Source organism: Variovorax sp. YR750, from assembly GCF_900109805.1.
In the GTDB taxonomy this organism is placed as follows: domain Bacteria; phylum Pseudomonadota; class Gammaproteobacteria; order Burkholderiales; family Burkholderiaceae_C; genus Variovorax; species Variovorax gossypii.
The window spans coordinates 60,652-85,275 of sequence record NZ_FOBJ01000023.1 but is presented as its reverse complement, the minus strand read 5'-3'; the positions used below and the strand labels follow the sequence as shown (position 1 = coordinate 85,275).

The window sequence follows — 24,624 nt, the reverse complement described above, 5'->3', positions numbered from 1 at the left end:
GCAACACATTCTCCCGGAAGTCGGCTCCATGCGCGCGCTGAGGTCGAAGCTGTCACGCTAAACGGGTACCCTGCGCCTCTTCTTTTGAACGGAGAAACAAGGACCATGCGCACCTTTCAGATCGCCCTGACCGCAACCGCCGCCATCGCCCTGGCAGCCTGCAGCAGCACCGGAGGCCCCTCCAGCAGTGGCAAGCTGCTGACGCTGGATGGCAAGCCGCCGCTGGTCATTGCCCATCGTGGTGCATCGGGCTATCTGCCGGAGGAAACGCTCGAAGCCTATGCCCGCGCCATCGAACTCGGCGCCGACGTGATCGAGATGGACCTGATCTCCACCAAGGACGGCGTGCTCATCGCCCGCCACGACCCCAACCTCGCCATCAGCACCGACGTGGCCAAGCACCCCCGCTTCGCCTCGCGCAAGAAGACCATCAAGGTCGACGGCGAAACCCAGACCGGCTGGTTCAGCAACGACTTCACGCTGGCCGAGATCAAGACCCTGGGCGCCATCTCCACCGACGCCGAGCGCCCGCAGGAATTCAACGGCAAGTACAAGGTGCCGACCTTCCAGGAAATCATCGACTTCGCCAAGGCCAAGTCGAAGGAAACCGGCCGCACCATCGCCATCTACCCCGAGACCAAGAACCCGACCTACTTCCGCGACCTCGGCCTGCCGATGGAAGACAAGGTCATCGCCGCCATCAACGCGGCCGGCTGGAACAGCAAGACCGCGCCCATCTACGTGCAGTCCTTCGAGCCGGGCAGCCTCAAGTACATGAAGAGCAAGGGCCTGAACACCAGGCTCATCCAGCTGATCGACGGCGACAGCGTCGACCTGAAGACCGGCGCGGTCACCTTCGCGGTGCCCAGCGACCGTCCCTACGACTGGACCAAGGCCGGCGACAAGCGCAACTTCGACGCCATGGTCACGCCCGCGGGCCTGGCCGAGATCAAGACCTATGCCGACGGCATCGGCCCCTGGAAGCGCTACATCGTGAGCATCAAGGGCACGATCGGCGCCGACGGCAAGCCGGTGGACGTCAACAAGGACGGCAAGATCAACGACGCCGACGCCACCTCCACGGCGCCCACCTCGCTGATCGCCGACGCGCACAAGGCGGGCCTGTTCGTGCACCCCTTCACCTTCCGCAACGAGTCGCGCCGCCTGGCCTCCGACTACAACAAGGACGGCAAGAACGAATACGGCGTGTACTACAAGCTCGGCGTGGACGGCGTGTTCACCGACTTCACCGACACCGCGCTGGCCGCGCGCGCCGACTACCTGAAGAGCATCGGCCGCTGACCGGGGTATCGTCCGCGCATGACCACCGACGACCTGTCCCCGCGCGACCTCGAACTGCTTCGCATGGCCATCCGCCTGTCGGACGAGTCGAAGGCGCGCGGGCGCCATCCCTTCGCCGCGCTGGTGGCCAACGAGCACGGCGAGGTGGTGGTCACCGCGGGCAACAACTCGATGCCGCCCGAGGGCGACCCCACGCAGCACGCCGAACTGGTGGCGGCCGCGCAGGCCGCGCGGCTGCTCACGCCCGAGGAACTCGCGCGCTGCACGCTCTTCACCAGCGCCGAGCCCTGCTGCATGTGCGCTGGCGCGATCTACTGGACCAACATCGGGCGCGTGGTCTACGCGCTCTCGGAACACGCGCTGCTCGGCCTGACCGGCGACCATCCCGAGAACCCGACCTTTTCGCTTCCCTGCCGCGAAGTCTTCGCGCGCGGGCAGCGGCGCGTCGAGGTGGTCGGGCCGCTGCTCGAGCAGGAAGCCGCAGCGCCGCACGTGGGCTTCTGGACGGCCGGGCACTGAGTAAAGGCCCACGCATGTCCCGGCAGCCCTCTCGGGCTGCGTGTTTTCCGTGGTGCCCCGAAACGCCATAGTGGATAGACTGGCGTTTTGAGACGACCACCCCATGAAACTCATCGACTCGATCGTCACGCAGGCGGCCGGCATCGCCGCCGTCCGACGTGACCTCCACGCTCATCCCGAACTCTGCTTCGAAGAAGTCCGCACCGCCGACGTGGTGGCAGGCAAGCTCACCGAATGGGGCATTCCCATCCACCGCGGCCTGGGCACCACCGGCGTGGTGGGCATCGTCAAGAACGGCACCAGCAACCGCGCGGTCGGCCTGCGCGCCGACATGGACGCGCTGCCCGTCACAGAGCTCAACACCTTCGCCCACGCCAGCAAGCACCACGGCAAGATGCACGCCTGCGGCCACGACGGCCACACCGCGATGCTGCTCGCGGCAGCGCAGCACCTGGCGAAGCACCGCAACTTCGACGGCACCGTCTACCTGATCTTCCAGCCGGCCGAAGAAGGCGGCGGCGGCGCCCGCGAGATGATCAAGGAAGGGCTCTTCGAGAAATTCCCCATGGATGCCGTGTTCGGCATGCACAACTGGCCCGGCATGAAGGCCGGCCAGTTCGCCGTGAGCCCCGGCCCGGTGATGGCCTCGGGCAACAAGTTCTTCGTCAACGTGATCGGCAAGGGCGGTCACGCGGCGCTGCCGCAGACCGGCGTCGATCCGGTGCCGATCGCCTGCGAGATCGTGCAGGCCTTCCAGACCATCCTCACGCGCAAGATGAAACCGACCGATTCGGCCGTGATCTCGGTCACCACCATCCATGCGGGTGAAACCAACAACGTGATTCCCGACAACTGCGAGCTGTCGGGCACGGTGCGCACCTTCTCCATCGAGGTGCTCGACATGATCGAGGCGCGCATGAAGAAGATCTGCGACAACATCTGCGCGGCGCACGACGCGACCTGCGAGTTCCGCTTCGAGCGCTACTACCCGCCCACCATCAACACCGAGGCCGAGGCCGACTTCGCGCGCCGCGTGATGGGCGGTGTCGTCGGCGCCGAGAACGTGCTGAAGCAGGAGGCCGCCATGACCTCGGAAGACTTCGCCTTCATGCTGCAGGCCAAGCCCGGCGCCTACGCCTTCATCGGCAACGGCGACGGCGCGCACCGCGACGTGCACCACGGCGAAGGTCCGTGCACGCTGCACAACGCGAGCTACGACTTCAACGACGATCTGATCCCGCTGGGGGCCACCTGCTGGGTGCAGATCGCCGAGCAGTTCCTCAAGCCCGGCGGCGCCGCGGCCTGATCGCCCGACCACCCTGATCGCCTGATCCACCGAGAAAGGTCCTGCGCCACATGATCGGAATCGCCGAAGCCTTTTCGCCGCGCTACGCGCAGGCGCGCCAGAAATTCCTGCAGGGCTGCGTGAGCGCCGGCCTCACGGTCGAGCCGCATGCCCATCCGCTCAAGGGGCGCGAGGGCGAGGAGCTCTCGATGGACGTGGCGCTGGACGGCGCACCCGATGCGCAGAACCTGCTGGTCGTCAGCAGCGCATGCCACGGCGTCGAGGGCCATTGCGGCAGCGGCGTGCAGGTGTTCGCGCTGCACGACGCCGAATGGCGCGAGAAGGCGAAGGCGCAGGGCGTGGCGGTGCTGTACGTGCATGCGCTCAATCCGCACGGCTTCTCGTACGGCCGGCGCGTGACGCACGAGAACGTCGACCTCAACCGCAACTTCATCGACTTCTCGAAGCCGGTGCCGGTCAACGAGCCCTACGCGAAGCTGCACGAGCTGCTGTTGCCCGACACCTGGCCGCCCACGCCGGAGAACCAGGCGGCCATCGAGAAGTGGATAGGCAAGCACGGCACCACCGCCTACCAGGCGGCAGTGACCAGCGGGCAGTACCAGTTCGACGACGGCCTGTTCTACGGCGGCAAGGCGCCGACCTGGAGCAACAAGACCATCCGCGATGTGCTGCGCCGCCATGCCGGCCGCGCGAAGCGCATCGCGTGGATCGACCTGCACACGGGGCTGGGCCCGAACGGCCTGGGCGAACGCATCTTCGCCTGCCGCGACGACAAGGTCGCCTATGCGCGCGCCAACGCGTGGTGGGGCACGCCGGCCGCGCCAGTCACCTCGATCTACGACGGCTCCTCCACTTCGGCGCTGCTGCGCGGGTTGATGTGGGATTCGGTGTACGAGGAATGCCCGCAGGCCGAATACACGGGCATCGCGCTCGAATACGGCACGCTGCCGATCCTGGAAGTGACCGGCGCGCTGCGCGCCGACCACTGGCTGCACAAGCATCCGCAGGCGCCGGCCGAGCTGGCGGACGGCATCCGGGCGCGGATGCTGGAAGCCTTCTATACGGACACCGACGCCTGGCGCGGACAGATCGTCAGCCAGGCGCGCCAGGCCATGTTCCAGGCCGTCGACGGGCTGAGCTGACCCACCCCCAGGCTTCGCGCACTTCGTGTCGCTTCGCCAACCCCCTCAAGGGGGCAATACCTGCGGCCCGGCAAAGCCGGTTCCGCGGTATTCCACGAAAGAACCTCAGGTCCTGACGCGGCCGTCGCCCGTCAGCATCGAGAGCTCGACGAACTTCGAGCCCACGTGGTTCTTCGTCGAGAACGACACCTCGAAGCCGCCGAACTGCTGGCGGTCGATGCTTTCCAGCCCGGCGATGAGGCTCTCGCGCGTGGGCTTGCCCGGTGCCTTGCGCAGGCCCTCGGTCAGCACCTTCGCGGCCAGGTAGCCTTCCATGCTCGAGAAATTGGCGCTCGCGCCGCCGCCGGCCTTGCGCACCGCTTCGTTGAACTCGCGCGCCAGCGCGTTGGCCTGGTTGTAGGGCGAGGGCACCACCTGCGTCACCATCACGCCGGCCGCGTCCTTGCCCAGCTCGTCCGCCAGCGCCTGCGTGCCCACGAAGGACATGTTGAAGAAGGTGCCGCCGTAGACCGCCTTGCGTGCCTCGCGGATGAAGGCGGCGCAGGCCTTGTACGCGCCCACCTGCACCACCGCGTCGGGCCGCGCCGCCACGATGGTCTTCACCGCCTGCGCCACGTCGGCCGAATTGCGCTCCACGGTGGCCAGCGCGACCGGCTTGAGCTGCTGCTCGGCGAGCGCCAGCGTCACGCCGTCGAGCCCGGCCTTGCCGTAGGCGTCGTTCTGGTAGAAGACCGCGATCTTCTTCAGGCCCAGGTGGGTGAGCTGCTTCACCATCAGCGCCGTCTCGTCGTTGTACGAGGCGCGCAGGTGGAACACGTTCTTCTGGAAGGGCTCGCGCAGCGACATCGCGCCGGTGAAGGGGGCCACGAAAGGCACCTTGTCCTTCGCGGCCAGCGGCAGGGCGGCCAGGCTGGTCGGGGTGCCGACATAGCCGAACAGGGCGAAGGCGTCTTCGTCGATCAGCTTCTGCGTGTTGGCCGCGCAGCGGTCGGGCTCATAGCCGTCGTCCAGGTTCTTGATGACCACGTTGCGGCGGCCCGGCTGGGCGTTGTACTGGTCCAGGAACAGCTTGGCGCCCTGGTGGAACTGGATGCCCAGCTGCGCTGCCGGGCCGGTGAACGGCGCCGACTGGCCGAGCACCAGCGGCGTGTCGCCCTGCGCCCGGGCGATGCCGAAGCCGCCCAGCGTGGCGGCCGCGCCGGCGGCCAGGGAAAAATGACGTCGATTCAACATGATGAAAACCCACTCCCGCGCTCTGATTCGCGCACAAATTAGACTTGCCCGATGGCCCACGCACCGGATACCTCGCTCGAAGAAGCGCCCGCTCAGCCCGCAACGACCACCGTGCTGGGCGCCTGCCCGCACGACTGTCCGGACACCTGCGCGCTGGTCACCACCGTCAGGGACGGCGTTGCCGTGAAGCTGCAGGGCAACCCCGCCCATTCGCACACGGGCGGGGTGCTGTGCACCAAGGTGTCGCGCTACATCGAACGCAACGACCATGCCGAACGGCTGGTGCAGCCCCTGAAGCGCGTCGGCCCCAAGGGAAGCGGCCAGTTCGAGCCGGTGAGCTGGGATGCCGCGCTGGACGACATCGCCGCTAATCTTCGAGTATTACAGGGAAAACCCGAAGCTATTGTCCCCTACAGCTATGCGGGCACCATGGGCCTGGTGCAGGGCGAGTCCATGGACAGGCGCTTTTTCCACAAGCTGGGCGCCACCCTGCTGGACCGCACGATCTGCTCGATGGCCGGCGGCGAGGCCATGCTCTACACGCTGGGCGGCAAGGTCGGCATGCGCATCGAGTTCTTCGCCGAGGCGAAGCTGATCCTGATCTGGGGCAGCAACTCCATCGCCAGCAACCTGCATTTCTGGCGCCACGCCCAGGCCGCCAAGCGCGCCGGCGCGCGGCTGGTGTGCATCGACCCGCGCCGCACCGAAACCGCCGACAAGTGCGACGAGCACATCGCGCTGCTGCCCGGCACCGACGCCGCGCTGGCGCTGGCCCTGATGCACGAGCTGATCGTGAACGACTGGCTCGACCACGCCTACATCGCCAGCCACACGCTGGGCTGGGAGCAGCTGCGCGAGCGCGCGCTGCAATGGCCGCCGTCGCGCGCGGCCCAGGTCTGCGGCATTCCCGAAGAGCAGATCGTCTCGCTCGCGAAGGCCTACGGCACCACGAAGCCGGCCGCCATCCGCCTGAACTACGGCATGCAGCGCGTGCGCGGCGGCGGCAACGCGGCCCGCGCCGTGGCCTGCCTGCCGGCGCTGGTGGGCGCCTGGCGCGACCGCGCGGGCGGCCTGCTGCTGAGCAGTTCGGGCCATTACCCGGTGGACCGCGCCGCGCTGCAGCGCCCCGACCTGCTGGCCGGGCGCAAGCCGCGCACCATCAACATGAGCACCATCGGCGACGCGCTGCTGGACACCGCCAACCCGGTGAAGGCCATCGTGGTCTACAACAGCAACCCGGTGGCGGTGGCGCCCGAGTCGGCCAAGGTGGCGGCGGGCTTCGCGCGCGAAGACCTCTTCACGGTGGTGCTGGAGCAGTTCCGCACCGACACCGCCGACTACGCCGACTACCTGCTGCCCGCCACCACGCAGCTGGAGCACTGGGACATCCACTGCAGCTACGGCCACACCGACGTGCTGCTGAACCGCCCGGCTGTGGCGCCGCGCGGCGAGGCTCGCAGCAACGCCTGGGTGTTCCGCGAACTGGCGAAGCGCATGGGCTTCGACGAGCCCTGCTTCTCCGATTCCGACGAGACGCTGTGCCGCACTGCTTTCGCCGAGCGCAACATCGATTTCTCCGAGCTGTTGGCCCAGGGCTTCAGCAGCCTGAAGCTGCCCGAGGCTCCGTTCGCCGAGGGCCAGTTCCCTACGCCTTCGGGCCGCTGCGAATTCTTCAGCGGGCGCCTCGAAGCCATGGGCATGGACGGCCTGCCCGACCACGTGCCCAACTGGGAGCCGGCAGGCAGCTCGACCGAGTTCCCTCTGGCCATGATCTCGCCGCCGGCGCGCAATTTCCTCAACTCGACCTTCGTCAACGTGACGAGCCTGCGCGCCATCGAGGTCGAGCCGCTGCTCGAGATCCACGAGGCCGACGCCGCGGCGCGCGGCATCGAGGACGGGGCGACGGTGCGCGTGTTCAACAAGCGCGGCGAGCACCGCTGCCGCGCCGAGGTCTCGCGCCGCGCACGACAGGGCGTGGTGCACGGCATGGGCATCTGGTGGCGCAAGCTCGGCATGGACGGCACCAACGTCAACGAGCTCACCAGCCAGCGCCTGACCGATATCGGCCGCGGGCCGACCTTCTACGACTGCCTGGTCGAAGTCGAGAAGGTGTGAGGCCTCTTCGCGTTCTTCCGGCGCTCGCGCTCGCCGGTTCGCTGCTCATGCTCACCGGCTGCGCCGACCTCGGCTACTACTGGCAGTCCGCCAGCGGCCACATCGGCATCATGCGGGCCGCCAAGCCGGTGCCCGAGTGGCTGGCAGACCCGTCGGTGTCGGCCGCGCTGAAGACCAAGCTCGAACTCACGCAGCGCATCCGCCGCTTCGCGTCGGTCGAGCTCGGCCTGCCCGACAACGCCAGCTACAAGTCGTACGCCGACCTTCACCGCCCCGCGGCCGTGTGGAACGTGGTGGCGGCGCCGCCGTATTCGCTCACGCTCAAGAGCTGGTGCTTCCCGGTGGCGGGCTGCGTGGGCTATCGCGGCTACTACAGCGAGGAAGCGGCCAAGGCCGAAGCCGAGGAGCAGAAGAAGCAGGACCTGGAAGTGGCCGTGTACCCGGTGCCCGCGTACTCCACGCTGGGCTGGATGAACTGGGCCGGCGGCGATCCGCTGCTGTCCACCTTCATCGGCTATCCCGAGGGCGAGCTGGCGCGCATCGTGTTCCACGAGCTGGCGCACCAGGTGCTCTACGTGGCCGGCGACACGGTGTTCAACGAGTCGTACGCCACCGCGGTCGAGCGCATCGGCGGCGCGATGTGGCTGCAGCGCGAGGCCGGCGACGCGGCGCGGCGCGAGTACGCGCAGTTCGATGCGCAGCGCCAGGATTTCCGCGCGCTCGCGCTCAACACCCGCCGCGCGCTCACGCAGGTCTACGAGTCGCCCGAGGCCAAGGCCAAGGACTGGGCCAAGGTGGACGTCATGAAGCAGGCCGCCATGGCCGACTTCCGTGAACGCTACGCGAAGCTGAAGGAGGGCTGGAGCGGCCTGCGCCAGAACGCCTACGACGCCTGGGTGGCGCGCGCCAACAACGCGGCCTTCGGTGCGCAGGGTGCCTACGACGACCTCGTGCCCAGCTTCGAGAAACTTTTCGAGCGCGAAGGCCGCGACTGGCCGCGCTTCTATGCCGAGGTGCGGCGCATCGCCGCGCTTTCCACCACAGAGGAACGCCGCGTCGCCCTGCAGGCAGCGACGGGTATCCTTCAGACCCAGACCAGCCCTGAACACGACAAGACCGGAGATCGCGGTGCCTGACATCCACATCGAACGCAACCACACACTGGGCATCGCACGCGCGCGTGTCGTCGCACGCAAGTGGATCCAGCAGGCCGAGCAGGAGTTCGGCCTCGAATGCGTCTACACGCAGGGCGAGGGCTGCGACACCGCCACCTTCACGCGCGCCGGCATCGACGGCACCGTCGAAGTCACCGACACCACCTTCAAGCTCGACGCGACGCTGGGCTTCCTGTTCAGCAGCTTCAGCGAAATGATCGAGCAGAAGATCACGCGCAACCTCGACGCGATGCTCGAGTCGTCTCCCCGGGGCGGCACCCGCCTCGCCTGAGCGCCCCCGGTTTCAGACGACGGTGTAGCCGCCGTCCACCGGCAGCGCCGCGCCGCTGATCATCGACGCGCCGTCGCCCAGCAGGAAGAGGATCGGCGCCACCACTTCCTCCACCTGCGCGAAGCGGCCCAGCGGAATGTTCCTGAGGGCCGCGGCGCTCTTTTCCGGATCGGCCCAGGCCTGCTGTGCCATCGGCGTGAGCGTGACGGTCGGGTTCACGCTGTTCACCCGGATGCCGTGCGGGCCGAACTCCAGGCACAGCGAGCGCGTGACGGCGTCCATCGCGGCCTTCGAGGCGCAGTAGCAAAGATGGGCGTCGAGCGCGACCAGCGAAGCCTGGCTCGACACGTTGACGATGCTGCCGCGCACGCCGGCCGTGATCATCGCCTTGCCACAGCGCGAAGCCACCAGTGCCGCCGCGCGCGCGTTGACGGCCATCACCGCGTCGAAACTGTCGGCCTGCAGTTCGATGGCGGATTCGAGCAGCGCGATGCCGGCGCAATTCACCACGAGATCGAAGGCGGGCAGGGCAGCCAGCGCACGTTCCAGCGCCGGTGCATCGGCCACGTCGAGCAACAGGGGCGTGCAGCCGGCTTCGGTATGCAGCGCAGCCAGCGCCGCGGCATTGCGCCCGATGGCCGTGACCTGCGCGCCCGCCTGTGCGAGCCGTGCCGCCACCGCGCGGCCGATGCCGCTGCTCGCGCCGGTCACGAGGGCATGGCGTCCGGAGAAGTCGAAGGAGGTCGTCATTTCAGCCGCTGCATCGCATCGCGCAGCGCGGGGTAAAGCGATTTGTAGATTTCGAAGCGTTCGCGATACACGGCCTGCGCGGGCGGCTCGGGCCGCGCCCGCTCCACCAGCGTGACCCAGCCGCGCTCGGCGGTGGCCGCGTCGACCAGCCCGGCGCCGAGCGCCGCGAGCATCGCCGCGCCCAGTGCCGCTTCCACTTCCTGCTCGATGGTGAATACCGGATAGCCCGTGATGTCCGCCACGATCTGCATCCAGAGATCGGAATGCGCCGCGCCGCCGACCACGATCAGGCGCTCGTCCAGCGGCTGGCCGCTTCGGCGCCCGGCCTCGATGTTGTGCTGCAGCGCGAAGCTCACGCCTTCGAGCACCGCGCGGTAGAGGTGTGCGCGGCTGTGCGCGAGCGAAAGCCCGATGAATGCGCCCTTGGCCTGCGCGTCCCAGATCGGGCTGCGCTCGCCCATGAGGTAGGGCAGGAACACCAGGCCCTCGGCACCGGGCGGCACGTCGACCGCCTTGCGCTCGATGAGCGCGTGCGCGTCCTCGCCGGTGCGCGCGGCCTCCGCGATCTCGGCCTGGCAGAAGGCCTCGCGGAACCAGGTGACCGCGGCGCCCGCGGTGATAGCGCCGCCGAACACATAGCTGCGGTCCGCGCCGCGGTACACGTGCGGCATGGTGATGAGCTTGTGCCGCGCATCGACCGTGGGGCTCACGAAGCCCCAGCACATGCTGGTGCCGATCATCGCCACGTGGTCGCCGCTGCCGGTGACGCCCGCGCAGAAGGTGGCGACCGCCGCGTCGACCCCGCCCGCCATCAGCGGCATGCCCTCGGCAAGGCCGAGCTTCGCCGCCCACTCGGCGCCCAGAGCGCCGACCACGTCGCTCGACTCCACCAGGCGCGGCGGCATCATGCGCGACGGAATGCCGAGCATGCCCATCGCTTCTTCCGACCACTGCCGGCGCGCCGCGTCGTACACGCCGCCGATGTTGCCGGCCGAGCTGTGATCGACCGCCAGTTCGCCGGTGAGCCGCCAGTTGACGTAGCTGTTGGGCGGCAGGAAGTGGCGCGTCTTCGCCCATACCTCGGGCAGGTGCTCGCGCACCCACAGGATCTTGGTGAAGCCGTAGTAGCTGTCCACGCCGTTGCCGGTGATGGCCTGCAGCCGCGCCACGTCGACCTTCGCGTTCACCGCGTCGACCTCGGCGGTGGCGCGGCGGTCCATCCAGATCAGGCAGGGGTGCAGCGGGCGCATCTCATCATCGACCGGAATGCCCGCGCCGCCGTAGAGGCTGCTCACGCACATCGCGGCGATGTCGGAGGGTGCGACGCCGCTGCCGGCCACGCAGGCACGCACGCTCTCGCATACCGCGTCGAACCACACCTCGCAGTCCTGCTGCGCCCACAACGGCTTCGGCGTCTCGGGCTGGTAGGCCACGCTGTGCTGCGAATGCACCTTGCCGTCGATTCCGACGAGCAGGCACTTGGTGCTCTGCGTGCCGATGTCGACGCCGATCACGTATTTCATGGTGTCCTCTGGCTGGTTGTCTCTCAGGATCGGGGCTGCGGCTTCAGCAGCACCTTGATGGAATCCAGCGAGTTTGCCAGCGCGAAGGCGCGCTCCCATTCGGTCAGCGGAAAGTCGTGCGTGACGATGCCCTTCGAGGTGACGAGGCCGCGCGCCAGCAGGTCGATGGCAACGGGGTAGCAGTACGGCCCCAGGTGCGCGCCGCGCACGTCGAGCTCCTTGCGGTCGCCGATGATCGACCAGTCCGCGCTGGTCTCGGAGCCGAACACGCTGAACTCCACGAAGCGGCCGAGCTTGCGGATCATCTCCAGGCCCTGCGTCACGCCCGCGGGCACGCCGGTGGTCTCGATGTACACGTCGCAGCCGTAGCCTCCGGTCAGGCCCTTGACGATGGCGTCGGCGTTCTCGGCCTTCGGGTTGATGACGACGTCGGCGCCGTACTGCTTCGCGAGCGCGAGGCGCTCGGGCACGAGGTCGATCACGATCAGCTTCTTCGGCGTCTTCAGCGCGGCCACCTGCACCATCATCAGCCCCAGCGGCCCGGCACCGGCGATCACCACCACGTCGTCGAGCTGGATCTCGCCGCGGTTCACCGTGTGGATCGCGCACGAGAGCGGCTCGATGATGGCCGCGTCTTCCAGCGGGATGCCGTCGGGAATCTTGTGCACGCGCGAGGTCGGCGGCAGCCGCATGTAGTCGGCCATGCCGCCGTCGGCCACGATGCGCTGGAAGCCGAAGATGTTGTGCACCTCGCACATCCAGTACTTGCCCGAGGTGCAGAAGCGGCACTTGCCGCAGGGCACGATCTGCTCGGCGATTACGCGGTCGCCTTTCTCCACGCCGAAGTGCTCGGCCGCGCCGTCGCCCAGCGCCTCGACGTAGCCGAAGAACTCATGGCCCGGGATCACCGGCGCCTTCACCCACGAGGGCTGTCCGTCGCCGCCCCAGAACATCTTCGCGCCCGAGTGGCATTTGCAGTCGGAGGCGCAGATGCCGCAGGCGGCGATGGAGATCAGCAGCTCGTTGGCGCCGATGACCGGCATGTCGACGGTCTCGAGCCGGTAGTCCTTGGGGCCGTGGCAGACGACGGCCTGCATGGAGGCGAGTTGCGAGATGGCACCCGAGGTGCCGGGCTGGAGCTTTTGATAGGACATGGGTTCCTTGTGTTCAGAGAGGTTGTTTCGGGTTTTTCTCCCTCCCCCGTTGGGGGAGGGCAGGGGTGGGGGCAAGCGGCGTGACCATTGGGCACGCCCTGCCTGCCCCCATCCCAGCCTTCCCCCAGCGGGGGAAGGAGCAAGGCGGGAAAGGGCTCAGCGTTTTGCCTCGCGGCTGATGAAGATGGCGAGCAGCACGATGCCGCCCTTGATGATCAGTTGCAGGTACGGCGACACGCCGATCATGTTCAGGCCGTTGTTCAGCACGCCCAGCAGCAGCGCGCCGACCAGCGTGCCCACGATGGCACCGCGTCCGCCCGCGATGGAGGTGCCGCCCATCACCACCGCGGCGATGGCATCGAGCTCGAAGCCCACGCCCACGCCGGGCTGCCCGCTGGTCACGCGCGAGGCCTGCACGATGCCGGCCACCGCTGCGGTGAAGCCGCTGAGCGCGTACACCAGCAGCTTGTAGCGCGACACCCGCACGCCCGACAGCCGCGTGGCTTCCTCGTTGCCGCCGATGGCGTACACGTAGCGGCCGAAGGGCGCCATGTTCAGCAGCACGTAGGCCGCGAGATAGGTCGCCAGCATGATGAGGATCGGCACCTTGATGCCGGCCAGCACGCCGCCGCCGAGGAAGGCGAACGAGTCGGGCAGCCCGTCGATGGGGTAGCCGCCCGTGTAGATCAGCGCGATGCCGCGCGCGATGCCCATGGTGGCCAGCGTCACGATGATGGGCGGCATGCGCAGGTAGGCCACGCAGTAGCCGTTGAACAGGCCGATCACCACGCCCACGCCCAGGCCCAGCGGCACGGCGAGCATCGGCGGCAGCCCGAACTGCACCATCAGCCCCGAGGCCAGCGTGCCCGAGAGCGCCACCACCGCGCCCACCGAAAGATCGATGCCGCCGGTGAGGATCGCGGCCGTCATGCCCACCGCGATGATCGCGTTGATCGACGACTGCAGCGCGATGTTCTGCAGGTTGCTCCACGAGAGGAAGTTGTCGGTCGCCACGATCATGAAGACCGATATCGCGACCAGGCCCACCAGCGGAAGAAAGGCCGTCGAGCGGCGCAGCCGGGTGAAGAGCCCGCCGGCGGGAACCGGCGGCACGGGATGGGTGGCGGTGGCGTTCATTGCAGGCCCCCTTTGGTTGCGTGGCGCATGATGTCGCCGGAGTTGATGGAGTCGCCCTCGAGCGTGGCCACGATGGAGCCGCCCGAGAACACCGCGACGCGGTCGCACATGCCGACGATCTCGGGCAGCTCGCTGGAGATCATCACGATCGACTTGCCCTGCCGCGTGAGCTCGCGCATGAGCCCGTAGATCTCTGCCTTGGCGCCCACGTCGATGCCGCGCGTGGGCTCGTCGAAGATCAGCACGTCGCAGTCGTGGCCGAGCCAGCGCGCGATCACCACCTTCTGCTGGTTGCCGCCCGACAGCGTGGCCACGCGGGTTTCGATGCCGGGCGCCTTCACGCCGACGCGGCGCGAGAGCTCGGCGGCCGAGCGCTCTTCCGATGCCCTGCTGACCAGTCCCGCGCTGCGGTGCCTGCCGAGGTTGTTCAGCGAGATGTTGAAGCGGATCGTGAAGTCGGTGATGAGCCCTTCCACCTTGCGGCTCTCGGGCAGCAGGCCGATGCCGTGTTCCAGCGCCTGCGTCGGGTCGTCCAGCTGCACGGGCACGCCGTTGCGCAGCACCGTCTTGCGATGGGCGCGGTCGGCGCCCATCATGCCCAGTGCCAGCTCGGTGCGGCCCGAGCCGACCAGCCCCGCGAAGCCGAGGATCTCTCCCTCGTGCAGCTCGAAGGCATTGATCGGCCCGCCCTTGGCGAGCTGGATGTGCGGCACTTCGAGCACCTTGCGCCCACGCGGCGCGGGCTGCGGCTTCGGCGGAAAGCTGTGCTCGATGCGCCGGCCCACCATCATCTCGACCAGCGCGTCCACGTTCGTCTCGCCCACTTCGGCGTGCCCCGCGTTGGCGCCGTCGCGCAGCACGCTGATGCGGTCGCACACCTCGAAGATCTCGTCGAGGTGGTGCGAGATGAAGATCATCGCCACGCCCCTGGCGCGCAGCTCCCGCATGATGTTGAAGAGATGGCCGGCCTCGTTCGGCGTGAGCGTGGCGGTGGGCTCGTCGAGCACCAGCAGGCGCGCCTTCAGCGAGAGCGCCTTGCCGATCTCCACGAACTGCTGCTGCGCCACCGAGAGGCGGCAGATGGGCGCGTCGAGGTCGATGTGCACGCCCAGCTCGTCGAAGAGCTCGCGCGCCGAGCGCTTCATCGCCGCCCTGTCCATCAGCCCGAAGCGGTTCTTCAGGTAGCGGCCGAGGAAGATGTTCTCCACCGCGTTCAGGTGCGGGATGAGGCTGAACTCCTGGAAGATGATGCCGATGCCCGCGGCGATCGCGTCGTTGTAGCCCGCGAACCTGCGCTCGCTGCCCTCGATGAGGATGCGCCCCTCGTCGGCCTGGTGGATGCCGCCGAGGATCTTCATCAGCGTCGACTTGCCCGCGCCGTTCTCGCCGAGCAGCGCGTGCACCTCGCCCTTGCGGATCGAGAGGTCGATGCCCGAGAGCGCCTTCACGCCGGGAAAGCTCTTCGAGACGCCTTCGAGCCGAAGCATTTCGGCGGTGTCTTCCATGGCCTTGAACTCGTCGATGCGAGGGTTACCAGCTGAAGGTCTTCGCGCCCTCGGCGTCGATCAGCTTCACGTCGACAGGTACCGCGGCCGGCACGTTGGCGCCCCACTTCTTCGCCAGCGCGATGCCGATGGCCAGGCGGATCTGGTCGCGCGGGTACTGCGCCGTGGTCGCGATGAACTTCGAGCCCGGCTTCTGCATCGCCTTGATGGCCTCGGGCGCGCCGTCGACGCTGGCGAGCTTCACGTCCTTGCCGCTGGCCTCGATGGCCGCGAGCGCGCCCATGGAGCCGCCGTCGTTCACGCTGAAGATGCCTTTCAGGTCCTTGTTGGCCTGCAGGATGTTCTCGGTCACGGTGAGCGCGGTGGCGCGCTCCTGCTTGCCGTTCTGCGTGCTCACCACCTTGATGCCGGGGTACTTGGCGAGCGCCTCGCGGCAGCCCTTCACGCGCTCGAGGATCGGCACCACCGGGATGCCGTCGAGGATGGCCACGTCGCCCTTCTCGCCGATGTTCTTCGCGAGGTAGTCGCAGGCCAGGCGGCCGGCGTCGGTGTTCTTCGAGCCCACGAAGGAGTCGACCGGACCCTGCGCGTTGGCGTCCACCGCCACCACCACCAGGTTCGCCTTCTTGGCCGAGCGCACGGCCGACTGCACGCCGGTGGAGTCGGTCGGGTTCAGCAGCAGGATGTCGACCTTCTTCTGGATCATGTCCTCCACGTCGCCGATCTGCTTGGCCACGTCGTGGCGCGCGTCGGTGGTGACCACGGTCGCGCCGATGCTGGCGGCGGCTTCCTCCAGCGCCTGCTTCATGGTCACGAAATAGGGGTTGTTGAGCTCCTGGAAGGTCATGCCGATGCGCAGCGGCTGCTTCGCCGCCTGGGCCTGCGCGGCCGAAGTGCCGCAGACCAGCGCGGCGATGCATGCGGTGAGGGCGGTGGCTTTGAGAAGGTTCGTCATGGTGGCTGTCTCCTTGAGGTTGTCTTGCTGTCCGTGGAAGAAACGCTGGCAAAGGGCCGCCCCGCGCGGCGCCTCGATGCGCCGCGCCGGAAACGACGCGGGGGAACGGTGGTGGCGCCGTGCGCTACGGCGGGCTGGCTGCGCGCGAGGCGGCTGCCTGCATGCGGTGGAACTGGCGGAACTTGGTGGGCGGCATGCGCTTGTGCAGCAGGAACTGCCGGTTGAAGTTCGACACGTTGTTGAAGCCCACGTCCATGCAGACGTCGAGCACGGGCTTCTCGCTGTTGGTGAGCAGCTCGCAGGCGCGGCTGATGCGCAGCCGGTTCACATAGCGCACGAAGGACTGGCCCGTGTGCTTGCGGAACGAGCGCGAGAAGGCACTGGGGCTCTGGCCCACCAGCTCGGCCAGCATCGGCTCGCGCAGGTCGTCGCCCAGGTTGGCGGCGATGTGCGCCAGCACGTTGTTGATCGCGTGCGACATGAAGGCCTTGGGGTCGGGCTTGAAGGCGGGGCTGGCGAGGCGCTGGCGGTCCCGGCCATCGGCCAGCAGCTCGAGCAGCGACAGCAGCAGCACCACGCGCCGAAGGCCGCGCGCCTCCAGCAGCGATTCCATGATCGGCTTGGCCGCCGCGGCGGTCTCGGCCGAGAACAGCAGACCCGAGCCCGATTCGGCCAGCAGCGGTGCGATGCGCTCGAACTCGGGGAAGGTCGCGGCCATGCCCTGCGCCAGCGAGGCCGGGAACTGGATCACGATGCCGCGCCGTTCAACGCTCTGGCCGGCGGGCACGTCGCTGATCCAGTTGTGGGGCAGGTCGGGGCCCATCAGCACCAGGTTGCCGGGCTCGAAGTGGCCGACGTGGTCGCCCACGAAATACACGCCCTGGGTCTCGACGATGAGCTGGATCTCGTACTCGGGATGGAAGTGCCAGCGCACCGTGCGGTACGGGTATCCGTGCGCCCAGCAGGTGAACGATTCGTCACCGCGGACTTCGACGATTTCCAGGTCGGGTTGCATGGGGCGGACTGTACGAACCGCTCCCGACGCCAACAACCAGAGATAGCGCCGGGAATCGATACTTTCTTGACCTTGCGTAAGGCCCCGGAGACCGACGCCGGAGGCCGCATTGCGCCGCAGCAAGACCCTTTCTCCCCGAGGAAGGAGCAGGGCGCTGGCTCCGATTGCTGCACTGCGGCGAACCCGAGGTCGGCGGAGTCAAGAATTCATAGGTGTTTTCCCTTCCCGGCCCGGCGGGGCGGCACACTCGGGCGCCATGACGACGACCACAAGCACAACCTCATCCTCCTCGGCGGGCCCGCTGGCCGGCCTCAAGGTCATCGAGCTGGGACAGCTCATCGCCGGGCCCTTCGCCGCGCGCACGCTGGGCGATTTCGGCGCGGACGTCATCAAGATCGAGCCGCCCGGCGCAGGCGATCCGCTGCGCACCTGGCGGCTGCTGAAGGACGGCACCTCGGTCTGGTGGCAGGTCCAGTCGCGCAACAAGCGCTCGCTGGCGCTGGACCTGCGCGAGGCCGAGGCGCAGGCCGTGGTGCGCAAGCTCGCGGCGGAGGCCGACGTGCTGGTCGAGAACTTCCGCCCCGGTGCGATGGAAGGCTGGGGCCTGGGCCCCGACGAGCTGCTGGCCGCCAACCCCGCGCTCGTGATGCTGCGCATCAGCGGCTACGGCCAGACGGGGCCGTATCGCGACCGCCCCGGCTTCGGCGTGGTGGCCGAGGCCATGGGCGGGCTGCGCCATCTCACGGGCGAACCGGGCCGCGTGCCGGTGCGCGTTGGCGTCTCGATAGGCGACACGCTGGCCTCGCTGCACGGGGTGATCGGCGTGCTGATGGCGATGCAGCATCGGCATGCGACGGTGAGCGCGGAATATCCGAAGGGGCGCGGACAGGTGGTCGACGTGGCGCTCTACGAGGCGGTCTTCAACTGCATGGAAAGCCTGCTGCCCGAGTACGGCGCCTTCGGCGCGGTGCGCGAGGCGGCCGGCAGCGCGCTGCCCGGCATCGCGCCGACGAACGCCTACCGCTGTGCCGACGGCGGCTACGCCATCGTCGCGGGCAACGGCGACAGCATCTTCCGCAGGCTCATGGAATGCATCGGCCGACCCGACCTGGCGGCCGACCCGGCGCTGGCCGGCAACACGGGCCGCGTCGCGCAGGTGGAAATGCTGGACGCCGCCATCGGCGACTGGGCCGCGCAGCGCACCGTGGGCGAGGTGCTGGCGGCGCTCGATGCGGCGCACGTGCCGGCCGGGCGCATCTACACCATCGCCGATATCGCGGCCGACCCGCACTATGCCGCGCGCGGCATGCTGCAGCAGGTGCGCATGGCCGACGGCAGCGATCTCGCGGTGCCCGGCTTCGTGCCCAAGCTGTCGCTCACGCCGGCCAGCCACCGGCACGACGCGCCCGCGCTCGGCGAGAACACCGACGCGGTGCTGAAGGAAATCGGACTGAGCGAAGAGCAGATCGCGGCGCTGCGCGAGCGCGGGATCGTGGGCTAGCTCCGCGAGGGGCAATCACCGGGGCGAAACGGCCCTCGTGCGATAAACCGGCAACAAGGAGAGAGAGTCCATGGCTGCAGCAGCGAACGAGCGACGCGAGGCACCGAGGCGCATCCACCACCAGCCCGTGAAGAGCGAGCTGTCGAAGTCGGACGAGCAGAAGCTGGAGCGCCTGCTGCAGGTGCTGCGCCTGCGCCGCATGGCGGTGGAGCCCAAGTTTTCCGACGACGTCATCGTCTGGCCCCCGCGCAGCGCGGTGGCCGGCGGCGCGGAGCTGGCGACGCTGAGCGCGATCAACCTGGGCAATTCGGCGGACGCGATCGGGCAACGGGTGGAGGGCCGCGGCATTCCCCGGATGAAGCTCCTCAAGCAGGTCGAGGGCGTGTCGGTGATGAGCGCCAACTCGGCCGCGCTGCTGGCGATGCGGCGCAACACGCCAGGGCTGCGCATCGCGCCAGCCGCGTGGGCGTATCTCCAGTACATCCGGCCGCTGGGCGACGAGCTGGAAGCCAGCGCGATCCAGGTCGCGGCGGGAACCAAGGTCAAGCGCTTCGAGCTGCGCCTTGCCGATCCGCAGGGCAAGCCCGTGGCGGGCGTGAGGGTCAAGGCGCTCGTGGACTGGGACGGTGCCCACGTGCCGGCGGTGACCGACAAGGAGGGCATCGCGAGCATCGGGATTCCCGTGCTCTATCCGCGCGTCGAAATGATCCTGGTCGAGCCGGAGCACACGCACTGGTCCGTCTTCCTCAAGGGCTTCGACCGGACGGCTGCGCCGAAGCGGCTGGACGTGCGGGCGCTGCCGCTGGCACCAGATTCCTTTCGGCTGCTGGCGCACTACGCGCCCTACGACCCCCAGGCGGGAGCGGGCGTGACGGTGGGCGTGATCGACAGCGGCGTCGGGCCGCATCCGGACATCGCCGTGGCCGGCGGCGGCTGCTTCGTCACGGGCGAGAACCCGGCCGACTTCCTGGACAACGGCATCGGGCACGGCACGCACGTGGCCGGCATCATCGCGGGCCGGATGGCGCAGGGCACCGGCATCCACGGCCTCGCGCCGGCCTGCAGGCTCATGGCCTACCGCGTCTGCCCGAAGAGCGGCGAGCGCGGGCGCGCGAAATCGACCGACATCGCCAGCGCGCTCGACCGCGCCATCGCCGACGGCTGCCACATCGTCAACATCAGCATGGGCAGCCTGGAGCCGATGCCGGAGATGCCCGACATCCTCGAGAAGGCGCGCAATGCCGGCGTGGTGGTGTTCGCGGCCACCGGCAACGACGGCCAGCCGCTGCTGCGTTTTCCCGCCCGCTACAGCCACACCCTGGCCGTGGGCGCGCTGGGGCGCGACGGGACGTTTCCGGCGGATTGCCCCGAGAGCTTCCAGGAAAGCGAGATCCGCCGGAAGAAGGAGTTCGTCGCCGAGTTCTCGAACCATGGGCTCTCCACCGATTTCATCGGCCCCGGCGTGGCGGTGCTGTCGACCTTTCCGGGCGGCAGGTACGCGATGATGTCCGGCACCTCGATGGCCACGCCGTACTCCTCGGGCATGGCGGCCCGTCTGTTGTCAGGGAATCCGAAGCTGCTTACCATGCAAAACGGTCCTGAAAAGGCCGACGCCATCGTCAGGATGCTGTCGCAGACGGCGCAAAGGGTGGGTTGGCCGGCCGAGTACGAAGGATTTGGAGTTCTGAAGTGACCAGCGTCGTGTTGACCTACACAGGCAGCCCCGGCAAGAAGTTGTCGGCGAAGGCGCGGCTGCGCCGCCGCGTGCCGGGTGTCGTCCTGACGGCCAAGACCAGCACCCTGCTGGAAGCCCAGGTCGACGAGGAGCAGCTGGCCGCGCTCGAGCAGAACCCCGAGTGGGCGGTGTCCCAGCCCACCTTCGCGGAAATCCGCAAGCCTGCCTTCAACCTGAAGAACGCGCGCGCCAAGCTGGCGAAGTGATCGCGCAGCACGCATCCACCGGGGCCGAAGACGGCCCCGGCGTCTTTCTGGAGGGAGCTTTTCCATGTCCGACGATGCAGACATCCAGGTCGTGAGCGACTCGTGGGCCGGCATCCAGCGCGTCGCCGCGACGCCGAAGCCGCCGGAGTTCTTCGAGGGCCGCCAGGGCTATTCGGCCGGTTTCCTGGGGCGGGACGCGCACGTGGCGCTGCCTTCCATCGGCGAGCCCATCTCCATGGACGACATCGCGAGGCTGGAGGACTGCAGCTTCGAGCTCAGGTACCAGCACTTCAGCACCGTGCAGTGCATGTCCCGGCGCATGCCGCTCTATTCGGCCTGCAACATCGACGGCTCGAAGTCGAAGAACGTCCCGCGCCACGACACCTGGAGCTACGACGGCCGCATCGCCAAGGAGCACCAGATGCTGCGCGAGGCCTACGGCCCCGGGCAGGAAGGAAAGTTCTCCCGCGGCCACATGACGCGCAGGCAGGACCCGAACTGGGGCCCGCTGGCGACGGCCCGCAAGGCCAACATCGACACCTTCTTCGCCACCAACGCCTGCCCGCAATGGCAGCCGTTCAACGAGGGGCTGTGGGGCGACCTGGAAGACTACGTGCTCGGCAACGCGCAGGGCGACGACAAGCGCATCAGCGTCTTCACCGGCCCGATCCTGCGGCCGGACGACCCCGAGAGATTCGGCATCCGGATACCGCGCGATTTCTGGAAAGTGGTCGCCTTCGTCAGCGAAGCGACCGGCGAACTCGCCGCCATCGCCTACCTGATGAGCCAGGGCAGGTACCTGGATTCAGGCGTGGCGCGCGACCTCGAGGACTTCGGCACCTCGCAGCGGCCGCTGGCGTTCATCGAGGCGGAAACGGGGCTCGGCTTCGAGAGCCTCGCGGGGCGCGACGTGCTCGACGGCGCGGACCTCGCGTTCGCCCAGCCCATCCGGCGCTTCACGGACACGAAGCTGCCGGCCTGAGCCGAGGGGCTGTCTGTCAGCCGCGCAGCGATTCGATCAGGTCGATGTACTTCTGCTTGGCCTCGTCGGCGCTCGCGCCCTTCTGGGCCGTCCACGCATCCCACTTGGCGCGCGCGACGATGTCGCTGAAGCTGGGCTTCTTGGCGGTGTTGTCGCCTTCGGTGGCCTGCTTGAACAGGGCGTAGATCTTCAGCAGCGTCGGGTTGTCGGGGCGCTCGGCGAGCAGCTTGGAGTTGGCCTGGGCGGCTTCGAACTGGGCGTTGAGATCGGACATGGCGTTCAGGGTGATGAAAAGCGGAAAGCACGCATCTTAAATCGCGCGGTACATGGCGGTACCAAGTCAGTCTCTCAACCCCGCCCGCGCCAGTTCCACGTCCAGCCGTTCCCGCGCATCCGCGGGCTTGAGTTCCGCCGCCTTCTCGTAGAGCCGCGTCGCCTCGCCCATGCGCGATTCGCCGTGCAGCATCAGCTGCGCGCGGGCGTATTCCATCATTCCGGCGGCCGAGTGGGGGTGCAGCTCGAGCCCGCGCTCGAACAGCTCGATCGAGGTCTCCGAGCGCACGCCGTAAGTCATGCGTCCGACCAGCGCGCCCACCTTGTCGATCACCTCGGCGTGGAAGGAGGCCAGGGCGAGGTGCGCGTCCGCGTGCCGCGGCTGCAGCTCGATCACGCGCTCCAGCGCGCCCTTGAGCTTGCTGCCCAGGCCCTGCGCCAGCGCGCGCGCCACGCTGATGCCCTGGCTGTACCGGCCCAGCGCATACGACTGCCAGTAGAGCGCCTGGCAGTTGTCCGGCTCGGCGGCTGCCTGCGCGCCGGCGCGCTCGATCACCTGGCGGAACATCGCGAGCCGTATCGATTCGCGCGGCTCGAGGTAGTTGGCGTAGATCGCCGTCGCCTGGTTGGCCAGCGCCATTCCTTCGGCGCCCTGCTGCAGCCCGATGGCGGCGGCGCGTTCGAACTCGCCGCTGTGGTACAGCGCCCAGCCTTCGGCGAGCGCCGAGCCCTCGGCCGGCAGCGGCAGCTCGTGGCCGGCATGCAGGCGCGGCCAGTGAGGCAGCACGCTGTGCGCGTCGTAGCGGGGAGAGTCGGCCCAGGGAAGGGGGGTCCAGTGTTCAGTGTCGGCATTGGCGTTGGGTGCACCGGCCGACATCAGCGAGAGCGGTTTGAAATCGTGGTGGGGCATGGTTCTAGACCGCCATATCGACAGGGGGAGCCGCGGCGCCGGCACTGCTGCTGTTGCCGGGGTCTTCGCCGTTGTAGGCATTGCCGAGCGCCAGCAGATGCCTTCTCTGTTCGCGCCCCAGGTAGGGCGCCAGCAGGTGCAGCGCATGGAGGCCGCCGCGCATCAGCGCGCCCTGCGCATGCTCGGGCTCCAGCGCCTCGCGCGGGTTGCGCACGTATTCGTAGCTGAGCCAGTAGGTCAGCACCACGACCATGCTCTGCGCGAGCGTGTCGACCTCGTGCACGTCGATCTCCAGGTGGCCCGCGCGGCTCAGCCCGGCGATCAGCTGGCGGATGGCGCGCGCCTTGTTCTTCAGCACGAGCTGGAACTGCGTCTCCAGCCGCCGGTTCTTGCTGAGCAGGTCGTTGAGGTCGCGGTACAGGAAGCGGTAGCGCCAGATCAGCTCGAACAGGCTGTGCATGAAGAACCACGCGTCCTCCACGTCGTGCACGCCCTCGCTGGCGTGCAGCAGTTCGTCGAGTTCGGCCTCGTAGGCCTCGTAGAGCTTGTTGATCAGCTCTTCCTTCGCCGGGTAGTGGTAGTACAGGTTGCCAGGGCTGATGTTGAGCTCGCTGGCCACGAGCGTGGTCGAGACGTTCGGTTCCCCGAAGCGGTTGAACAGATCCAATGCGGCTTCGAGGATGCGTTGCGCTGTTCGGCGTGGCGCCTTCTTTGCCATGCTGGTGCCCCCGGTTGTCTCGTGGTCTCTTGGGAGCACTCTAGCGTATGTGCACCGCACCATGAACGGTGCGGGACATGTTTTGCGGCGCTGGTTTCTTGTGCAGCGCCGCAATGCGGGCCGCTCAGCTGGCCTTGCTGCGGCGCAGGGTCTTCTTGGCCGCGGGGGCTGTCGTCTTGCGCGCCGCGGTCTTGCGGGGCGCTGCGGCCTGCTGCGACTTCTTCAGCTGGGCCTCGAGCGCCTCGACGCGCGCCTGCAGCGCGGCCATGTCGGCGGCGCTCGGCGCGCCGAGCTTCTCGAGCGCGCGCGCCACGCGTTCCTCGAAGATGTTCTCCAGCTTGCCCCACTGGCCGGCGGCCTTGGTGCCGAACTCGCTGGCGAAGCCGGCCATGCGCTGCTGGGCCTGGGCCAGGGTTTCCTCGGCGGCCTGCTGGGTCTTCTTCTGCATGCCCGCGCCGTCCTTGACCAGCGCCTCGAAGGCCTTGCTGCCTTCCTGCTGCATCTTGGCGAAGGCACCGAGGCCGGCAAGCCAGATCTGCTGGGCGGAATCCTTGATGCGGTCGGCGGCCTTGCCGTTGCTGTCGTCGTCCTGGGTAGCCATGCGATTTCTTCCTTTGCTTGCAAACAATCGCCTGACTCTAGCCGCCCGGCGCTCTCTTCATTAGAGCTTCGCGTCTACGGGGCCATGCCGTGAAGCCCGGTCTCAGGGCGTGCCGCCGGCCGCGCGGCTCGCGTCCAGGTGCGCCTTGGCGCGCTCGGCCAGTGCCATTTCGCCGGGGGTGCCGGGCACGTAGGCCTCCACCGGCAGCGGCCGGCCGTGCGAGTCGACCGAGACGAACACGATCAGGCATTCGGTGGTCTTTTCCATCGCGCCGCCCTTCATGTCGCCGCTGCGCACCTCGACCGAGATGTTCATGCTGGTGTTGCCGGTGTAGGCGAGGCGGGCCTCCACCTCGACGAGGTCGCCGATCATGATCGGCCGGTGGAAGCGGATGCTGCCGATGAAGGCGGTGACGCAGTAGCGCTTGGCCCAGCTGGTGGCGCAGGCGTAGCCCGCTTCGTCGATCCACTTCATGACGGTGCCGCCGTGGACCTTGCCGCCGAAGTTGACGGTGCTGGGTTCGGCAAGAAAGCGCAGGGTGATCGAGGACATGGGAGGCCGCCTTTGGTGAATATGGCTGTGACTATGAAGTGGGG

The 24,624-nt window shown here is 68.3% G+C and carries 24 protein-coding genes; 11 read left to right on the top strand and 13 right to left on the bottom strand.

The features are described 5' to 3' along the window. The first annotated feature begins 105 nt into the window (after nucleotides 1-105). The 4 genes from BMY35_RS34510 (at nucleotide 106) to BMY35_RS34495 (ending at nucleotide 4,269) form a co-directional block, all read left to right on the top strand. A complete protein-coding gene (locus BMY35_RS34510; protein WP_093209206.1) occupies nucleotides 106-1,302 on the top strand; it encodes a glycerophosphodiester phosphodiesterase in 1,197 nt (398 codons plus the stop codon). An 18-nt stretch (nucleotides 1,303-1,320) separates the two neighbouring features. Further along, nucleotides 1,321-1,821, top strand: a complete 501-nt coding sequence (locus BMY35_RS34505; RefSeq protein WP_093209203.1) for a nucleoside deaminase — start codon at nucleotides 1,321-1,323, stop codon at nucleotides 1,819-1,821. A 103-nt stretch (nucleotides 1,822-1,924) separates the two neighbouring features. Then, nucleotides 1,925-3,127, top strand: coding sequence for a M20 aminoacylase family protein (locus BMY35_RS34500; protein WP_093209201.1), 1,203 nt, complete (start codon nucleotides 1,925-1,927; stop codon nucleotides 3,125-3,127). A gap of 50 nt (nucleotides 3,128-3,177) precedes the next feature. Further along, entirely contained in the window at nucleotides 3,178-4,269 is a 1,092-nt protein-coding gene (locus BMY35_RS34495; RefSeq protein ID WP_093209198.1) for a M14 family metallopeptidase, read from the top strand. 105 nt (nucleotides 4,270-4,374) lie between these two features. On the opposite strand, the gene BMY35_RS34490 is transcribed toward BMY35_RS34495, so the two are convergent. Then, nucleotides 4,375-5,502: an ABC transporter substrate-binding protein gene (locus tag BMY35_RS34490; protein ID WP_093209195.1), complete on the bottom strand. Its 1,128-nt coding sequence runs from the start codon at nucleotides 5,500-5,502 to the stop codon at nucleotides 4,375-4,377. Between the two features lie 51 nt (nucleotides 5,503-5,553). On the opposite strand from BMY35_RS34490, the gene BMY35_RS34485 reads away from it, so the two are divergent. From BMY35_RS34485 to BMY35_RS34475, 3 genes are read left to right on the top strand one after another with little or no spacing between them, the layout of a single operon-like run. Then, on the top strand, nucleotides 5,554-7,617 hold the full coding sequence (locus tag BMY35_RS34485) for a molybdopterin-containing oxidoreductase family protein (RefSeq protein WP_093209193.1): 2,064 nt from the start codon (nucleotides 5,554-5,556) through the stop codon (nucleotides 7,615-7,617). Nucleotides 7,618-7,664: 47 nt separating this feature from the next. Next, on the top strand, nucleotides 7,665-8,753 hold the full coding sequence (locus tag BMY35_RS34480; protein ID WP_093209263.1) for an aminopeptidase: 1,089 nt from the start codon (nucleotides 7,665-7,667) through the stop codon (nucleotides 8,751-8,753). After that, nucleotides 8,746-9,063, top strand: coding sequence for a polyhydroxyalkanoic acid system family protein (locus BMY35_RS34475; RefSeq protein WP_093209190.1), 318 nt, complete (start codon nucleotides 8,746-8,748; stop codon nucleotides 9,061-9,063). The genes BMY35_RS34480 and BMY35_RS34475 overlap by 8 nt, the downstream gene beginning before the upstream one ends. Before the next feature lie 12 nt (nucleotides 9,064-9,075). On the opposite strand, the gene BMY35_RS34470 is transcribed toward BMY35_RS34475, so the two are convergent. The 7 genes from BMY35_RS34470 to BMY35_RS34440 all read right to left on the bottom strand — a co-directional run bounded on the left by BMY35_RS34470 (nucleotide 9,076) and on the right by BMY35_RS34440 (nucleotide 17,102). Then, nucleotides 9,076-9,813, bottom strand: coding sequence for an SDR family oxidoreductase (locus BMY35_RS34470; RefSeq protein WP_093209188.1), 738 nt, complete (start codon nucleotides 9,811-9,813; stop codon nucleotides 9,076-9,078). Beyond that, a complete protein-coding gene (locus tag BMY35_RS34465) occupies nucleotides 9,810-11,336 on the bottom strand; it encodes an FGGY-family carbohydrate kinase (protein ID WP_093209185.1) in 1,527 nt (508 codons plus the stop codon). The genes BMY35_RS34470 and BMY35_RS34465 overlap by 4 nt, the downstream gene beginning before the upstream one ends. Before the next feature lie 23 nt (nucleotides 11,337-11,359). Next, nucleotides 11,360-12,490 (bottom strand): alcohol dehydrogenase catalytic domain-containing protein, encoded by a 1,131-nt coding sequence (locus tag BMY35_RS34460; protein ID WP_093209183.1) that lies wholly within the window; start codon nucleotides 12,488-12,490, stop codon nucleotides 11,360-11,362. Between the two features lie 156 nt (nucleotides 12,491-12,646). Beyond that, nucleotides 12,647-13,627, bottom strand: coding sequence for an ABC transporter permease (locus BMY35_RS34455; RefSeq protein ID WP_093209180.1), 981 nt, complete (start codon nucleotides 13,625-13,627; stop codon nucleotides 12,647-12,649). Next, nucleotides 13,624-15,132, bottom strand: coding sequence for a sugar ABC transporter ATP-binding protein (locus BMY35_RS34450; RefSeq protein ID WP_093209178.1), 1,509 nt, complete (start codon nucleotides 15,130-15,132; stop codon nucleotides 13,624-13,626). The genes BMY35_RS34455 and BMY35_RS34450 overlap by 4 nt, the downstream gene beginning before the upstream one ends. A 25-nt stretch (nucleotides 15,133-15,157) precedes the next feature. Then, nucleotides 15,158-16,087: an ABC transporter substrate-binding protein gene (locus BMY35_RS34445; protein ID WP_093209175.1), complete on the bottom strand. Its 930-nt coding sequence runs from the start codon at nucleotides 16,085-16,087 to the stop codon at nucleotides 15,158-15,160. Nucleotides 16,088-16,211: 124 nt separating this feature from the next. Then, complete coding sequence (locus BMY35_RS34440; protein ID WP_093209174.1) at nucleotides 16,212-17,102, bottom strand: helix-turn-helix domain-containing protein; 891 nt, start codon at nucleotides 17,100-17,102, stop codon at nucleotides 16,212-16,214. Between the two features lie 256 nt (nucleotides 17,103-17,358). On the opposite strand from BMY35_RS34440, the gene BMY35_RS34435 reads away from it, so the two are divergent. The 4 genes from BMY35_RS34435 to BMY35_RS34420 all read left to right on the top strand — a co-directional run bounded on the left by BMY35_RS34435 (nucleotide 17,359) and on the right by BMY35_RS34420 (nucleotide 21,526). Then, the gene (locus tag BMY35_RS34435; protein ID WP_093209171.1) at nucleotides 17,359-18,603 is read left to right on the top strand and encodes a CaiB/BaiF CoA transferase family protein; all 1,245 of its coding nucleotides are present in this window, start codon (nucleotides 17,359-17,361) and stop codon (nucleotides 18,601-18,603) included. Between the two features lie 70 nt (nucleotides 18,604-18,673). Further along, the gene (locus tag BMY35_RS34430) at nucleotides 18,674-20,296 is read left to right on the top strand and encodes a S8 family peptidase (protein WP_093209169.1); all 1,623 of its coding nucleotides are present in this window, start codon (nucleotides 18,674-18,676) and stop codon (nucleotides 20,294-20,296) included. Then, nucleotides 20,293-20,544 (top strand): hypothetical protein, encoded by a 252-nt coding sequence (locus BMY35_RS34425; RefSeq protein WP_093209166.1) that lies wholly within the window; start codon nucleotides 20,293-20,295, stop codon nucleotides 20,542-20,544. Before BMY35_RS34430 ends, BMY35_RS34425 begins: the two co-directional genes overlap by 4 nt. Nucleotides 20,545-20,608: 64 nt before the next feature. After that, a complete protein-coding gene (locus tag BMY35_RS34420) occupies nucleotides 20,609-21,526 on the top strand; it encodes a DNA/RNA non-specific endonuclease (RefSeq protein WP_093209164.1) in 918 nt (305 codons plus the stop codon). Nucleotides 21,527-21,542: 16 nt separating this feature from the next. Here BMY35_RS34420 and BMY35_RS34415 read toward each other — a convergent pair whose 3' ends face one another. The 5 genes from BMY35_RS34415 to BMY35_RS34395 all read right to left on the bottom strand — a co-directional run bounded on the left by BMY35_RS34415 (nucleotide 21,543) and on the right by BMY35_RS34395 (nucleotide 24,580). After that, nucleotides 21,543-21,800 (bottom strand): acyl-CoA-binding protein, encoded by a 258-nt coding sequence (locus BMY35_RS34415; protein WP_093209162.1) that lies wholly within the window; start codon nucleotides 21,798-21,800, stop codon nucleotides 21,543-21,545. Nucleotides 21,801-21,866: 66 nt separating this feature from the next. Further along, nucleotides 21,867-22,709 carry a tetratricopeptide repeat protein gene (locus BMY35_RS34410; protein WP_093209160.1) on the bottom strand — a complete coding sequence of 281 codons (843 nt, stop codon included), beginning with the start codon at nucleotides 22,707-22,709 and terminating at the stop codon, nucleotides 21,867-21,869. 4 nt (nucleotides 22,710-22,713) lie between these two features. Continuing rightward, on the bottom strand, nucleotides 22,714-23,427 hold the full coding sequence (locus BMY35_RS34405) for a TetR/AcrR family transcriptional regulator (RefSeq protein WP_093209158.1): 714 nt from the start codon (nucleotides 23,425-23,427) through the stop codon (nucleotides 22,714-22,716). A 124-nt stretch (nucleotides 23,428-23,551) separates the two neighbouring features. Then, nucleotides 23,552-24,028, bottom strand: coding sequence for a phasin family protein (locus BMY35_RS34400; RefSeq protein ID WP_093209155.1), 477 nt, complete (start codon nucleotides 24,026-24,028; stop codon nucleotides 23,552-23,554). A gap of 102 nt (nucleotides 24,029-24,130) precedes the next feature. Next, nucleotides 24,131-24,580, bottom strand: coding sequence for an acyl-CoA thioesterase (locus BMY35_RS34395; RefSeq protein WP_093209153.1), 450 nt, complete (start codon nucleotides 24,578-24,580; stop codon nucleotides 24,131-24,133). Nucleotides 24,581-24,624: the final 44 nt, after the last annotated feature.

Bases quoted from the DNA above. Each gene is read 5' to 3' on its own strand.
- BMY35_RS34465 (WP_093209185.1), bottom strand. From the start codon at position 11,336: ATGAAATACGTGATCGGCGTCGACATCGGCACGCAGAGCACCAAGTGC.
- BMY35_RS34400 (WP_093209155.1), bottom strand. From the start codon at position 24,028: ATGGCTACCCAGGACGACGACAGCAACGGCAAGGCCGCCGACCGCATC.
- BMY35_RS34445 (WP_093209175.1), bottom strand. From the start codon at position 16,087: ATGACGAACCTTCTCAAAGCCACCGCCCTCACCGCATGCATCGCCGCG.
- BMY35_RS34415 (WP_093209162.1), bottom strand. From the start codon at position 21,800: ATGTCCGATCTCAACGCCCAGTTCGAAGCCGCCCAGGCCAACTCCAAG.
- BMY35_RS34500 (WP_093209201.1), top strand. From the start codon at position 1,925: ATGAAACTCATCGACTCGATCGTCACGCAGGCGGCCGGCATCGCCGCC.
- BMY35_RS34510 (WP_093209206.1), top strand. From the start codon at position 106: ATGCGCACCTTTCAGATCGCCCTGACCGCAACCGCCGCCATCGCCCTG.
- BMY35_RS34430 (WP_093209169.1), top strand. From the start codon at position 18,674: ATGGCTGCAGCAGCGAACGAGCGACGCGAGGCACCGAGGCGCATCCAC.
- BMY35_RS34480 (WP_093209263.1), top strand. From the start codon at position 7,665: ATGCTCACCGGCTGCGCCGACCTCGGCTACTACTGGCAGTCCGCCAGC.
- BMY35_RS34470 (WP_093209188.1), bottom strand. From the start codon at position 9,813: ATGACGACCTCCTTCGACTTCTCCGGACGCCATGCCCTCGTGACCGGC.
- BMY35_RS34420 (WP_093209164.1), top strand. From the start codon at position 20,609: ATGTCCGACGATGCAGACATCCAGGTCGTGAGCGACTCGTGGGCCGGC.
- BMY35_RS34505 (WP_093209203.1), top strand. From the start codon at position 1,321: ATGACCACCGACGACCTGTCCCCGCGCGACCTCGAACTGCTTCGCATG.
- BMY35_RS34455 (WP_093209180.1), bottom strand. From the start codon at position 13,627: ATGAACGCCACCGCCACCCATCCCGTGCCGCCGGTTCCCGCCGGCGGG.
- BMY35_RS34395 (WP_093209153.1), bottom strand. From the start codon at position 24,580: ATGTCCTCGATCACCCTGCGCTTTCTTGCCGAACCCAGCACCGTCAAC.
- BMY35_RS34410 (WP_093209160.1), bottom strand. From the start codon at position 22,709: ATGCCCCACCACGATTTCAAACCGCTCTCGCTGATGTCGGCCGGTGCA.
- BMY35_RS34435 (WP_093209171.1), top strand. From the start codon at position 17,359: ATGACGACGACCACAAGCACAACCTCATCCTCCTCGGCGGGCCCGCTG.
- BMY35_RS34450 (WP_093209178.1), bottom strand. From the start codon at position 15,132: ATGGAAGACACCGCCGAAATGCTTCGGCTCGAAGGCGTCTCGAAGAGC.
- BMY35_RS34440 (WP_093209174.1), bottom strand. From the start codon at position 17,102: ATGCAACCCGACCTGGAAATCGTCGAAGTCCGCGGTGACGAATCGTTC.
- BMY35_RS34460 (WP_093209183.1), bottom strand. From the start codon at position 12,490: ATGTCCTATCAAAAGCTCCAGCCCGGCACCTCGGGTGCCATCTCGCAA.
- BMY35_RS34405 (WP_093209158.1), bottom strand. From the start codon at position 23,427: ATGGCAAAGAAGGCGCCACGCCGAACAGCGCAACGCATCCTCGAAGCC.
- BMY35_RS34490 (WP_093209195.1), bottom strand. From the start codon at position 5,502: ATGTTGAATCGACGTCATTTTTCCCTGGCCGCCGGCGCGGCCGCCACG.
- BMY35_RS34495 (WP_093209198.1), top strand. From the start codon at position 3,178: ATGATCGGAATCGCCGAAGCCTTTTCGCCGCGCTACGCGCAGGCGCGC.
- BMY35_RS34485 (WP_093209193.1), top strand. From the start codon at position 5,554: ATGGCCCACGCACCGGATACCTCGCTCGAAGAAGCGCCCGCTCAGCCC.